This window comes from Desulfocicer niacini (assembly GCF_054657595.1).
In genome coordinates, this window is the sequence record NZ_BAAHYK010000014.1 from 113,615 (window position 1) to 126,951 (window position 13,337).

7 protein-coding genes, 1 pseudogene and 1 riboswitch are annotated in these 13,337 nt (G+C 45.8%); of the genes and pseudogenes, 4 read left to right on the plus strand and 4 right to left on the minus strand.

What is annotated here, in order from left to right; translation table 11 throughout:
• Nucleotides 1–61: 61 nt before the first annotated feature.
• On the minus strand, nt 62–1,288 hold the full coding sequence (locus ACYQ2M_RS09615; protein ID WP_459916118.1) for an Nramp family divalent metal transporter: 1,227 nt from the start codon (nt 1,286–1,288) through the stop codon (nt 62–64).
• A 498-nt stretch (nt 1,289–1,786) separates the two neighbouring features.
• Nucleotides 1,787–2,656, minus strand: coding sequence for a hydroxyethylthiazole kinase (thiM, locus tag ACYQ2M_RS09620; RefSeq protein ID WP_459916119.1), 870 nt, complete (start codon nt 2,654–2,656; stop codon nt 1,787–1,789).
• A 233-nt stretch (nt 2,657–2,889) separates the two neighbouring features.
• Nucleotides 2,890–2,995: riboswitch (TPP riboswitch) on the minus strand.
• 202 nt (nt 2,996–3,197) lie between these two features.
• Here thiM and ACYQ2M_RS09625 point away from each other — a divergent pair.
• From ACYQ2M_RS09625 to ACYQ2M_RS09640, 4 genes are all read left to right on the plus strand, one after another.
• Nucleotides 3,198–4,325, plus strand: coding sequence for an oxidoreductase (locus ACYQ2M_RS09625; protein WP_459916120.1), 1,128 nt, complete (start codon nt 3,198–3,200; stop codon nt 4,323–4,325).
• A 442-nt stretch (nt 4,326–4,767) separates the two neighbouring features.
• Nucleotides 4,768–5,397, plus strand: a complete 630-nt coding sequence (locus ACYQ2M_RS09630) for a LysE family translocator (protein ID WP_459916121.1) — start codon at nt 4,768–4,770, stop codon at nt 5,395–5,397.
• Nucleotides 5,398–5,479: 82 nt separating this feature from the next.
• Complete coding sequence (locus tag ACYQ2M_RS09635) at nt 5,480–6,724, plus strand: CaiB/BaiF CoA transferase family protein (RefSeq protein ID WP_459916122.1); 1,245 nt, start codon at nt 5,480–5,482, stop codon at nt 6,722–6,724.
• Nucleotides 6,725–7,692: 968 nt separating this feature from the next.
• Nucleotides 7,693–9,804: a TonB-dependent receptor, FCYXU motif-type gene (locus ACYQ2M_RS09640; protein ID WP_459916123.1), complete on the plus strand. Its 2,112-nt coding sequence runs from the start codon at nt 7,693–7,695 to the stop codon at nt 9,802–9,804.
• A 293-nt stretch (nt 9,805–10,097) separates the two neighbouring features.
• Here ACYQ2M_RS09640 and ACYQ2M_RS09645 read toward each other — a convergent pair whose 3' ends face one another.
• Both ACYQ2M_RS09645 and ACYQ2M_RS09650 read right to left on the minus strand, forming a co-directional pair.
• Nucleotides 10,098–12,263 carry a PAS domain-containing hybrid sensor histidine kinase/response regulator gene (locus ACYQ2M_RS09645; RefSeq protein WP_459916124.1) on the minus strand — a complete coding sequence of 722 codons (2,166 nt, stop codon included), beginning with the start codon at nt 12,261–12,263 and terminating at the stop codon, nt 10,098–10,100.
• 211 nt (nt 12,264–12,474) lie between these two features.
• Nucleotides 12,475–13,337 (minus strand): annotated as a pseudogene (locus ACYQ2M_RS09650) (transposase); the annotation flags it as partial.

Below are 13,337 nucleotides of genomic sequence, written 5' to 3' on the forward strand. Positions count from 1 at the left end.
TATTAAAAATAGAGAGGCACCGCCCTTCATTTGAAGCAGGCATGTTATTTCAGAGCAATTCCTAAAGGATCTTGGTTACCCATTTCACGCCAAGAAACAGGGTGACCAGCAGTGCCGTGGCACCTCCGATGTTTAGCAACCACCCGTTTTTATGCTCTTGGGCCCAGCCTTTGTCGTTGAGCAGTTTCATGAATATGCCCACAAAGAGCGGGGTGCCCACAAATGATAGGGCCAGCATGAGCATCAAAAGATTGACCGGTTTTCCCGGCAGAAAAGCCCCTGGCAACGCAATGAGGCATCCGGCAAGAATAATTCCTTTGTATTTTGTTTCGCCCGGCTTAAACTCCCATTTCATCTTGTCTCCAACCACATAGGATGCCGCGATAAAAGTGGGCATGATGGTTGAAAAAACGGCACACCAGATACCCAGACAGAAAAATCCATGGGCATAGTTACCCAGAACGGGCTTGATGGCATCAGCCATTTCAAAAAGGTTTGATACCTGAATTCCGGCAGGGTTGAGCACACTTGCTCCGGTGAGATAAATGGCTGTGCAATAAAGACCAAAGGCCCCCAGAAGGGACACCGCCGTGTCGGTGAGGGCAAGCGACAAATCCCTAGTTGTCCATCCCCTTTCATGCACCGTATAGGTCTGCATGGAAAGGATGGTTACATGGATGGAACCGCCCATGATGGCTGTCATCATCATGATCTCCGCTGCACCGAAATTTGTCAAATCCGGAACGAGCCCACCCATGATTGCCCCCAGATCCGGTTTTGCAATGAAAAGGGTGGCAATAAAACAGATGACCAGCAGGGAAACAACCACCTTACAGATCCTTTCTATGGGTTTATAGCCGCCCATGGCCACAAGTCCATAGAAAACAGCCACAAAAAAAAGTCCCCATAAAGGCGTGGTAAATCCGGTGACAAATTCCGTCACCGCCACCAGAATTTTTAATAAAATCACGTTGCATAGCCAGATGACGACCAGGGCATCCACGGCCACGAACCAGGCAAGAGCCTTTCCCCATTTTTCTTCAACAATGGAGACGATGCCTTTGCCCCCGATCAATGCGGTTTTCGCGGCCATGTACTGACAGACAAAGGCCAGCACAACACTTAGAATAATGACCCACAAAAAACTGTAGCCGTATGTTCCACCGGCCTTTGCAACGCTTAATGTGGTGCCGGGACCGGCTGCCACAGCACTGATGAGCCATGCCGGTCCAAATGCGGACAGAATGCCCTTCAGGCGGGAAGGTTTTATCGTTTGAATTTCTTCCATGTTTTTTTCCTTTTATTTAAAAGTTTTATATATGAAAAAGCGGGTACTGGGTACTGGGTTCTAACCGCAACTACTTTTTCATTATTCGTTGTGGCTGGTGGTTACAGCCATGTATTTTTTATGTGAAAAGGCAGCCTTCAAGGCAACCTCAGCAGAGCCCCTCCCCCGACGGTCAATAGGAACCGGACAATCGAGCTGTCTACAGTTCCAGTCCGGGACCATTGCCCGTCGGGGGAGGGGCGGCATAATGCCATTTGGCTCCGCGTCTACGACCCTATTTTCGTTGTGTCCTCCAGGATATGACCGTTATATGAAAAGGCAGCCTTCAAGGCAACCTCGGCAGAGCCGCCCCCCCGATGGTCAATAGGAACCGGACAATCGAGCTGTCTACAGTTCCGGTCCGGGGCCATTGCCCGTCGGGGGGGGGGCGGCGGCATATTGCCATTTTCATTTTTCGTTGTGTCCGCCAGGACATGGATGTCGTAATCAATGTTGCCGTCAATTCTCCGCATTCAGGCGTTTTGTCAGGGTCTCCTGGTCCATGTGGTATAATGCATCCATGAAATGGGGCATGAAGGTTCCCGGTCCTGCAGCTTTTTCAGCGGCAAGCTCCCCTGCGATGGCGGCCACTGCAGCGGCGGCAACGGCAGCGTCAAACCCATTCTCGGCAACAGCATAAAAGGCGGCTGTCATGGCAGACAGTATGCATCCTGTACCGGTGACGGCGTTCATCAATGGGGTTCCGTTTTTGAGTATCATGCGTTGATCCGTCCCAAGGATCATGTCATTCTCTCCGCTGATAATCAAAGCAGATGCCGATGTCAAGAGGGCCTGCCACCCGGGCTGATCTTCGTTAAGTTTGTTTTCGCTGCCCTGGGTTCTGCCATGTCCCATCAATATTTTCTTGGCGGTTTTCAGGGAGATGGTGTTGTCAACCCCCCTTGTTGTGTGATTATCATCCACCAGTGAACAGACTTCAGAGGCATTGCCCCTGATTATCTTGTGGGGCGCAAGTGAAAAAAGTGATTTTGCAATGCCTGTTCTATGGGCACCGGCACCGGAGCCCACCGGGTCTAAAACAACGGGTTTATTCATCTCCTGGGCATGGCCCATGAGTGTTTTCATCACCTCAATGCGGTCTTTCAGGGGGGTGCCCATGTTAATGCACAGGGCATCTGAAATGTTTGACATGTGTTCAGCGTCTTCTTTGGCCCAGGACATGGTGGGAGAGGCCCCCAGGGCCAGCAGAGCATTTGCCGTCTGATTCATCACCACAAAATTGGTGATCACATGCACAAGGGGCCTTTGTTCACGGATTTTGGTGCACAGATTGAATATCTGCCTGGCCAATGCGTGGTGTTCCATCATAAAAAAAATCCATCAACAATAAAAAAAGCCCTGGGCGAATTCCAGAACGATTTTTCATGTTGTTTTTAAAAAAATTAAAATCGGAACAAGATGGAAGAGTAATAGAAAAGACCGTTGTAAGTTTTGGGGTATTGGGGCAGTAAAACATGCCGTGACCCAGCGTCAAGCCCTTTTTGTTGTATTACACATGACAAAGGGCTGTGGACGAAAACTCACAAGGAAGATATCATTTGAAAAGTAAATATCAGCTTCCCTACGTCGGAATTATCCGCATCAGGTTCCAAGGGACAGGATCATAACAATCCTTCTCAGCCGCTATCAGCGCCCCCAGCAAACACTATTCAACTACCTGAATATGAACCTTGAGAATGGCCTTGTCAAGCCAATCTTATAAAAATAATGACAGGAACCCTTTTGATTCTTTGGGCCAAGGGGTATTGACATTATTATTCAAATGCCTGATTTTAGAGCATCAATTATGATGCCTGCTCGATGTTATGACCCGTCATCAAAATTTTAATCCGTAAGGAAAAGGAAAAAAATGTCTACATTATTTGAAACAACCACTATTAATGGAATGAATATAAAAAATCGCTTCGTCAGATCCGCCACCTACGAGGCCATGGCAGATTTGGATGGAAAGGCCACTGACCAGCTGTTGGAATGCATGGCACAACTTGCCCAGGGGGACGTGGGGCTTATTATCACAGGGCACGCCCATGTGACAAGGGAAGGGCAGGCCGGTCCCCGGCAGATGGGCATCTATTCAGATGACATGATTGGCAGCCTGAACCAGGTTACTTCGGCTGTTCACCAAAATGGCGGTCTTGTTGCCGTGCAACTGGCCCATGCCGGAAAACATGGCATCGGAAAAGACGCCTATGCCCCTTTTGCCCCTTCAGATGTTTTTAAAAAAGATGTTAAAAAAGCGTCTGCCATGACGGTTGATGATATTGATAAAACCGTTAAATCCTTTGGGGATGCTGCTGATAGAGCTGTAAAAGCTGGCTTTGATGCCATAGAAATCCATGCAGCCCACGGCTATCTGCTCAGTCAGTTTTTATCGCCCCATTATAATAAAAGGGATGATGAATATGGGGGAACCCTTGAAAACCGGGCAAGGTTGCTCGTCCAGGTTTACGAAGAGATCAGACAACGGGTGGGAACCTCATTTCCCATAATGGTTAAAATCAACTCCGAGGATTTTCTTGAAGACGGGATGACCGTAGATGAGATGATAACGGTTTGTCAGATGCTTGAACACCGTGGCATGGATGCCATTGAGATGAGCGGCGGTACCTTTGAATCTGGAAAATATCTTCCCTCCAGGGCTGGTACCTCAAAGTCAGAAGAGCGGGAAGTTTACTACAGAGAGGCTGCCCGGGCATTTAAGAAGGAGGTAGGTATCCCCCTTATTCTGGTTGGTGGTTTTCTTTCCTATGCTATTGCCGGAGACGCTGTAACCTCTGGGATTTCAGATTATGTTGCCCTGTCAAGACCCCTTATCAGGGAGCCCCATCTGGTTAAAAGATGGGCATCAGGGGACCGGAAAAAGGCCCGGTGTATTTCATGCAATAAATGTTTTTCAACCCTCTTCACCAAAGATGCGTTGCATTGTTTAGTGGAAAAAAAAGAGCAGAAAAAGGAAGCGGGGCATACCTCAAAATAAAGCAGATAATCGCCGTATCTTATTGGCCCATCGTCCCCAGGACGCACCGGAGTCCGGGGAGCACTGATGGCAGAGATGATAAGATCGTTGATCAAGCCATTGAGAGGACCGAAGCGTTTTGCCAGAGCTTGGGCATGAAAACCCGGCTGACCGATTATGGAATAGATAAAACTCAAATTCCAGATATTGGCATCCTTCAAAAGTACTTTACACTTTTTTATAACATTCTCCATTTGCAGGGATTTCCCCCAAAACACTGTAAAGTACTTTTAGGGTGATATGAAGGATGCCCAGATATTATTAATGCACTTGAAAAACATGGGATGACAGCCCTTTCAGAAATGGCTGATGTGACCCTTGAGGTGTCAGCCCAAATCCTTAAAACAGCACTTTAAAAGCCCCGGTAAAGGCATTAAACTTACCTGGAAAGGAACTCAATAAAATGATACCTTTTGAGACTATGCTGACATTTTTTGCAGCAGCCATACTTTTAGCACTGGCACCTGGACCGGATAATATTTTTGTACTGACCCAATCTACCCTACGGGGGCGTTGGGCTGGTATGCTGGTCACCATGGGGCTTTGCACCGGACTTGTTTTTCACAGCACTGCCGTTGCCCTGGGTGTGGCCGCCATCTTTCAGACATCGGTGGTGGCTTTTTCTCTACTCAAATTTGTGGGGGCAGGGTACCTGGTCTATTTAGCCTGGCAAGCCTTTCGTGCTTCGGCCCAGGAGGTTTCCGGTGACGGCTTTGTGGGAGGCATTTCCCATGGTAAGCTCTACAGACGGGGAATTATCATGAATATCACCAACCCAAAGGTTTCCATTTTTTTTCTGGCATTCCTACCCCAGTTTGTTACCCCTTCACAGGGTAGTATTCCCCTTCAGATCCTGATGCTTGGGGGGATCTTCATCCTTGCCACCTTTATGATTTTTGGTGGAATTGCTTTGGTGGCTGGCTATCTTGGGGAACGAATGAATCAATCCCCGAACATACAAAAAATTCTAAACCGTGTGGCCGGAACCGTCTTTTTAGGGCTTGCATTGAAACTTGCCACCATAAGGCAATAAATATTATAAATACAGGTTCGTGTACTCTTTTGGTATGAAATTGGAGAACCTGGAACTCATGAATTAACAAAGGAGAGCGTGAATGGAAATCAGCTATCATGACAAAGATGGCCGGGATGACGCCCCTCTGCCCCTGGAAGGGATAAAGGTCGTTGAGTACGGTGTGTTTCATGCAGGCCCCGGGGGTGGGGCCATATTGGCCGATCTGGGGGCAGAGGTGATCAAAGTGGAAGACCCGGTGGGAGACGGCATCCGTTATTGGACCAAGGTGGGGGCCGTGGACATGGCCGGGCCTGATGGTCGCAGCGTAACCTTTGAAGTGTCCAATCGGAACAAGAAGAATATTTGCCTGGACATCAACACCGAGGCGGGTCGGGAGATTTTCAACCGCCTGATCCGGGATGCAGATGTGTTCATGATCAACCTTCGCAAAAGCACCACCCATAAGATGAAGCTGGACCATGCGTCCATCTGTGCCATTAATCCCAGGATTATCCATGCCAGTGTTTCCGGTTACGGCCAGGAGGGTCCCCTGCAGGATATTGGCGCTTTTGACCCTTTGGGACAGGCCTGCTCCGGCCTGATGTACACCACGGGCGGGGAGTTACCGGCCATGTTGCATATTGGGCTGCTTGACCAGGCCACTGCCATCAGTCTCTCCCATGCCATACTTGCGGCCCTGCTGGCCAGGGAGCGACAGGGTATTTCCCAGGAAGTCCATGTTTCATTGTACAGTTCGTCATTATGGCTTCAGCATATCAATCTGATGCTGGCCAATACTTTGAAAATCGACCCCTGTGTGCCTTCGGACCGGTCCCATCATTCGCCCCTGCGGAATGTGTTCTGCTGTGGGGACGGCCAATGGGTGATGTGTACCCACCATCCCGAGGAGAAGTACTGGGACACCTTTTGCCGGGTCATGGGTGTCCCGGAAATTGCCCGTGATCCGAAATTCACCAATGAAAAAGGGGGGCCCATAACCTCCGATGAATTGACTTCCCGGCTTGATGAACTTTTTACCAGCCGGTCCCGGGATGAGTGGATGGCAGATTTCATGGCAGCCAGGCTGATGTTCGCCCCCATCCAGAAGGTCATGGATGTGGAAAATGATATCCAGGCAAAGGCCAACAGCTATGTTCGGCCGGCTCAATATCCCGGCCTGGGCGAGATAAATGTACCGGGCTATCCGGCCCGTTTCGGGAAATGCCGTCCCGGTACCCGCACCCGAGGGGCCGACAAGGGAGCCCATACCGATGATATCCTCCGGGGACTGGGATATGATGCCCAAAATATTGTTGTATTGAAAGAGAAAGGGGTCGTCCAGTAAACGGGTCAGTTATGGGCATCCTTCATATTACCTACAAAAATAATTGACTCTTTTCTGGGTCACATTCCCATTTTCTGAGGAGATTCCCAGACAACAAGGGAATGCTTTGAAAAGGTGTCAAGCAGTGAATTAAGGATGCCCAGTTATGGGGGGTGCACGGTGTTGACAGCTTTTTTGAATGCTTCCGGAATTTCAACAGTGGTTTCAGTGACTTTGTCCAGCTCAACGGCTACAATATGCCCGGTGGCGGCAAGTCGACCACTGGTGGCCTCTCTCTGCCTTCAAAGGCAATTGTAAAGCTGATTCTGCCAAATTTGGAAATACGAACGGAAACAACAATCTTATTGCCATCGGTCAGTGCGGATTTAAACTGTGAAGTGGCTTCCACATGAAACAGCGAGGAGCCAAACATATAATTAAAATAGCCAAAGATACTACAAAACAGGTAAGATAACACATCTTCTTCTCTCCTCTATGGATGCCTTGAAATGGGGATACTTTTTCACGCTGAATGCATACCAATCCCACCATTAAAAGCCAACGTGCCCTCCCCATCAACACTCAAGCATGCGCAGACTGCCTTGGAGCTGATTGCTTGTGAAAAATTAGTGCTGCAGCAGCACCCTATCCCTGCCCTGCAAAAAAACTTGACTTTTTTATTTGAGAATACTAATTAGCACATGCTTATAATATTTCGGCAGAAGCCGTTTAGGGATGAATAGGGTGACCTTTATGAGTTTTTTTGGTTAAAAGACCGTTTAAAAGCCCTTGAAAACCAAAATCGGGAGTTTTAATTCCCGGCAAAAAAAGAATTATTATTCCGCTAATTGAAGCCTGGAAGGCTTCCAAGGATAGGGAAATTATCCATGGAAGCCTTTCAGGCTTTTGTCGTTTTGGAATTTGGTTTTTCAGGCTGAATTTCAAGAAAAGAATTGAACCCAAGGGAGAGAAAAAGGAGAATGGTACAGATGAAAAAATTGTTTGTTTTTGCTACATTTCTGGTATTGTTCATGACCGGGACGGTCCTGTCCGATGAAAACAAGGTTGCCGATGAATCATCGGGTGATACCGTTGCATTGAAGGAGATAAAGGTTACGGCCCAGAACGTCAAACTCAGTCCCAACAAAACAGAAGTTTTCATGGACGATTACAATATTGCAGGACAACCCACCAATGTGCTGGATATCCTCAAGGATCGTGCAACCATTGATTTCAGGGGAGAAAGTGACCTGGTTCCGGAGTCCGACAGTATCCAGATGAGGGGATTTGACGTTCGACAGTTCCTGATATCAGTGGATGGTCTGGTCATCCAAAAGACCGGTGGCTGGTGGGGGACCCATTATGTGGACTTCGGCATGATCCCCCTTTCCCTTGTGGAGAGCATTGAATTTATCTCAGGCCCCCATTCCGCACTTTATGATGGTAAAAGTTTTGGAGGCGTCATTAACTTTAAAACCAAAGAGCCGGTTTTTTATGAAACACCACAATTGAATGGTAGTCTCTCCACAAGTTTCAGAAGTTATAACACCCAGAATCAAAGGGTGGACCTCAATGGTGGGAAAGGCGGTTTGAATTTAGGTTTCAGCTATGAAAAATACCATACAGACGGTTATTTGAGAAACAATGAAGCAGACATAGATACGGTAACCGGAAGGCTGGGTTACAAATTGCCGTCGGGTGGACATATCCGTCTAACCGGCACGTACAGCGACCTTGAACGGGAAATTCCCTGTGCCAATGATCCTGACCGGGATGATTATGATAACGATTATCCTGTGACTAAGACAAAGGATGTCTCTCCCAGGTGGATGAATCCAGATGATGACAGCAGGAGAGACTATGATGGTCACTCCGTTCGTTTTGATTTTAAGCAACCATCCGCCATGGGAACCTGGTCGCTTGGAGCATATTATACAGATGAGGGGCAATCCTACCACCGTAATGGGTATGACTACAGCTCCTATACAACCAATTATGTCTCCTATGGGGCTCTGGTGAAAAACGAATTCAAGATATCGGACAATCATCAAATCACCGTAGGCATGGACACAGCTCACCTGTACCAGAAATATTCGGAAAAGATAGTTGAAACCTGGGCCGGATATCTCCAGGATAAATGGCAGATCATTCCCCGTCTCTCCTGGACAGCCGGTCTGAGGTACGAGGACATCAATGTCTGGTGGGATAACTGGTGGGAACCCTCCGCCACCTATCCCGACGGGGCCTACAAAGATTCTTCACACCCCTCAACCCATGTAAAACGACATTATACGGAACTGGCTCCCAAATCCTTTGTCACCTACCAGATGGATGACCTTGCTTCATGGCTCAGGGATACATCTATCTCTCTGGGTGTCAGCAAAATATGGACCCCCAGAGACTACTGCGAAGTTTGCAGCTGGGGATCGGGTGTTGAGATTGATCCCACCCATGGGATTGGATATGACGTGGTGTTTACCAGAAGATTGTGGAGTAATATTTTTCTCAACGTGGATGTGTCCCATTATGAGTTTAAGGATTACGGTATCTGGGCAAATGCGGCCACGGATTATTTTAAGCAGGCCCTTTGGGGACGACGCATGGTGGAACTTGAAAAAGTCCACAAGGAAGGCGTGGATGTGGAGATCAACGGCAATCTTCTGGACAACCTCTACTTTTATCTGAGTTACTCCTTTAATGAGTGGAAATACAAAGGCCCGCACAACGGAGGAGCAGAGGAGTGGGCCGACCAGGATTTGAGTGATCGGGCCAAACACCGTTTAAATGCCGGGCTTCAATACAATCTTTTTGAAAACACCCTGCTGCTTCTGGATTACAAATTCCAGGACAAACAGGTTCAGCAGGTGCTCGGCATGGTTGACGATGATCCCAGCGACCTGTATGTGAACGAGGTCAGCCTGGACAGCTACCATGTATTTGATTTTGCCGTGGAGCAGCAGCTGTTTAAGAACCGGTATCATCTCAAAAAGGGCACATTGAAGCTTTACGTCAATAATCTGCTGGATGAAGAGTACTCCAACAGTCAGGGATATCCCATGACGGACCGAACCTTTGGGGCGACCCTGAGTCTTAATTTCTAACTGGCACGGTCAGCATACCACTGAACGTGGTGGCAAAAAAATGATGGAAAAACCTGCTTCTGACCGTAATGAATGGTCAAACCCCTGAGTTTTTAACTCAGGGGTTTGCAGGGAAACAACCGACAAGCCCAGTTAATCAGTAAATTCCTACAATGCTATTCTACGGTCAAGCCGCAAAATGTTATTGTTACAAGTAAAGATTTCTCCTATAGTTTTTGACTGGTTTTATAGATGTACTGGAAGCACCTCAATTTGATGAGTTAGTAGAAAACCTGACCTTTCATATGGCAATATTATTGCCCTGCAAGATTAGAATTTTTAGCGTCATCCAGGACTTTTCGGACTGTTTTAGCTAACTCGGATTTATTAATCGGTTTCATTACAAATGATTGTACTCCAATGTCAGTAGCTTCTTTTTCAGAAATCTTGGCGCTATAACCCGTGCATATAATCGTCGGCATATCTTGACGGATCTTTAATATTTCAGCAACTAACTGATCTCCGGTCATATTGGGCATGGCCATGTCTGTGACAAGCAAATCAAATTTATAAGGATCGCTTCTCACCATATCGAATGCTTCTTCCGGATCGCAGATTGATTCAGTAATGTATCCAAGACTTTCCAATAGGCGTTTACCAAGTTTTGCTATTGCTGGTTCATCGTCGACATACAGTATATGTTCACCTCCTACTGGGAGCATATTTTGTTCGTCAATATTCTGTGCAGTGAGACCATCATGAACTGGCAAAAATATGGTGAAGGTTGAACCCCGACCAGGACTGCTATCGACAGTTATTGCGCCTCCGTGTTTTTCTACTATACCGTGTACTATGGCCATCCCGATGCCTGTTCCTTTTCCAATATCTTTGGTTGTAAAGTAAGGATCAAATATTCTATCAAGAATATCATTGTCCATCCCGAAACCATTATCGCTAACCTTTAGTTTAGCATATTTACCGGGTCTTAATTTTACCTGATGCTTGGTTTGCCAGTTCTCTACGATTTCGTTTAACAACTCAATAGTTATTATACCTCCCTTTTCCGGTAAAACGTCAACGGCATTATTACACAAATTTATAAGAAGTTGATTTATCTGGGTTTCATTACCCAAGACAGGACAGGTACCTAGTAATAAATGTTGCTCTATTCTTATATTTGCAGGGGTTGATGAGCGAATAAGCCTCATGGATTCCTCTACTACTAATTTGAGATCCATAAGCTTTTGAATGGTGTCGTCCTGTCTACTGAATGTTAAAAGCTGTTTCACCACATCTCTGGCACGTAATCCTGCAATTCGGATCTCTTCAGCACTCTCTTTGGCCAGACTCGATTGAGATACTTCTTCCATTATCAGCTCATTATTCCCAATAATGATAGCAAGCATGTTATTAAACTCGTGTGCTATACCGCCAGCCAGAGTTCCGATGGATTCCATTTTTTGAGCTTGGCGAACTTGTAATTCTAACTTTTTGCGTTCAGTGACATCTCTGATAAGTCCTATGAAACCGGTAATCTCACCTTCTTGATCTTTTAAAAAGAAGACACCTGTCTCACCGGAAAACGCCTCTCCATTTTTCTTCCTATAATTGACAGTTTTTAAAAAAGGAGATTGTCCATAGCGTTTCTGCAACGATTTTCCAAGCTCCTGGAATTGTTTCTCGTTTTCGTATATAAAAAGTGTCTTTTTCCTTTTTATCTCATCAATTGAATAGCCAAACAATTCAGTAAAAGCAGGATTACAATCTATTATTGATCTATTAATATCAGTTACGAGTATTGCGTCCCTTATGCTGTTAAACAGTTCTCTATATTTTTCTTCGCTTTCTTTAAGATTTTTTTCCGCTTTTAGTCGATCTGTGATATCTCTTCCTGCCACATGTACTGTGCCATCTTCCTGGGTCGAGGTGGCACGCCATTCGATGTTTCTATACGATCCATTTTTACAGCGATAACGATTTATAAATCCGGAAATAGCCTTGCCAGACTGCATAACCCCAATGACGTTTGCTGTCGCATTGTGGTCATCAGGATGTATGAAGTCCATGTATGGCCTTGATAGAAACTCTTCCAAAGGACGACCAGAAATTTCATATGCTGGATTTACGCGTTTATAATACCCTTCCGTTAGATTTCCAACACCAATCAGATCTGGCGAAAGTTCAAAGATACGGTTGAGTTCTTCCTCAGCTTGTATACGTTCAGTTATATCGAGGAAAATGACCATACCTCCAATGATTGTACCGTTTTCATAAATGGGATACGCAGATGCATCACAAATACGATTTGAACCATCTTGATGCCGAACGATAAAATCTTCTCTTACGCTTTCACCCTTTGTGATTGCACGGACCAGCGGCAAGTTGCCCACTGCATACGGCATACCGTTGGTCTTCAACACCTGCCAATTTGCAAAAGCATCTTTGGAGATTCCAACTAAACCTAAAACAAGCGTGTTCATTAAAGTTCGATCGTATATTGGTTCGAAAAATAGAACAGATTACTTTTGAAACATAATTGAAAAAGGGCCAGAAAAAAAGGACGCAACTCCTCCTTAAAAATATTTACGTTACAAAATTTAAGAATGCACACCTGGAACCGTCCTTTTGCTATGATGATTTTATGACTCACCACTTCAACCCATTTGAAGTGGCTGTCCGTTTATTCCTTGATTATGAAAATTCAAATTTTTTCAAAAGGAAAAGAAAATTGAAAACATGTTTGAGTTGATCATTATAACCGACAACCCGATAGATAATTTTCCTGGCTTTTTTTTATGATCAGGCATGGGATATTAATAAAGGTGTGGATGAATCGCTTAAATTCCATCTTCATAATTTGATTTCCCAAAACCCGGTAAGGCATTAACATTCCATACCAAGCCTTGAGATCCCATGCCAAGGCGGCAATGACCATATATGCCCAATTGGAATTGAGTGTGTTTGAAGGAGATTTCAGGGCATGAACGCCATTTTTTAACTGTTCAATATCATTTTCATGGTTTGCCCGGTCCCGATATAATTGAATTAAGGATTCCGTCGTTTTGCACCGATCATTGGTGATATAGAAAAAAAATCGACGATCATCAAAAAGCTGATCTTCACCCTTTGAGACATTGATTATTTTTCGGATAGCGATTACTCGATATGATTTCTGACATTTTCCCGGCTTATACTCAAATTCAGCGAAGAATTCACATTCGGTTTGATAATTCGTAAAATTTCTATCTTTAACCACCTGGGCCTTTATGTTTTCCGGTTTTGTACGTTCCTCGGTCTTTACCACCCGTGGAACTTTATCAAGCAACTGCCATTCTGTTTCTGAAATATCACAGGCTATTCTTATTAAATTTTTTTTGGCATCCATACCAAAAATGAAGGTACATCTTTCATCCCACCTGTCAAAATTGGTGGTCAGACTAAAATCCGTATCCCCGCGCAGAATCACTTTGTCAAATGTAGGGGAGACAAGGTCAAGGGCCTTATCAATCCATTGAGCAGACCCAAGGTGGGATGGTGCATTTCCCGGTCGATTG

Bases quoted from the DNA above. Each gene is read 5' to 3' on its own strand.
- ACYQ2M_RS09615 (WP_459916118.1), bottom strand. From the start codon at position 1,288: ATGGAAGAAATTCAAACGATAAAACCTTCCCGCCTGAAGGGCATTCTG.
- ACYQ2M_RS09635 (WP_459916122.1), top strand. From the start codon at position 5,480: ATGGAAATCAGCTATCATGACAAAGATGGCCGGGATGACGCCCCTCTG.
- ACYQ2M_RS09625 (WP_459916120.1), top strand. From the start codon at position 3,198: ATGTCTACATTATTTGAAACAACCACTATTAATGGAATGAATATAAAA.
- ACYQ2M_RS09640 (WP_459916123.1), top strand. From the start codon at position 7,693: ATGAAAAAATTGTTTGTTTTTGCTACATTTCTGGTATTGTTCATGACC.
- thiM (WP_459916119.1), bottom strand. From the start codon at position 2,656: ATGATGGAACACCACGCATTGGCCAGGCAGATATTCAATCTGTGCACC.
- ACYQ2M_RS09630 (WP_459916121.1), top strand. From the start codon at position 4,768: ATGATACCTTTTGAGACTATGCTGACATTTTTTGCAGCAGCCATACTT.
- ACYQ2M_RS09645 (WP_459916124.1), bottom strand. From the start codon at position 12,263: ATGAACACGCTTGTTTTAGGTTTAGTTGGAATCTCCAAAGATGCTTTT.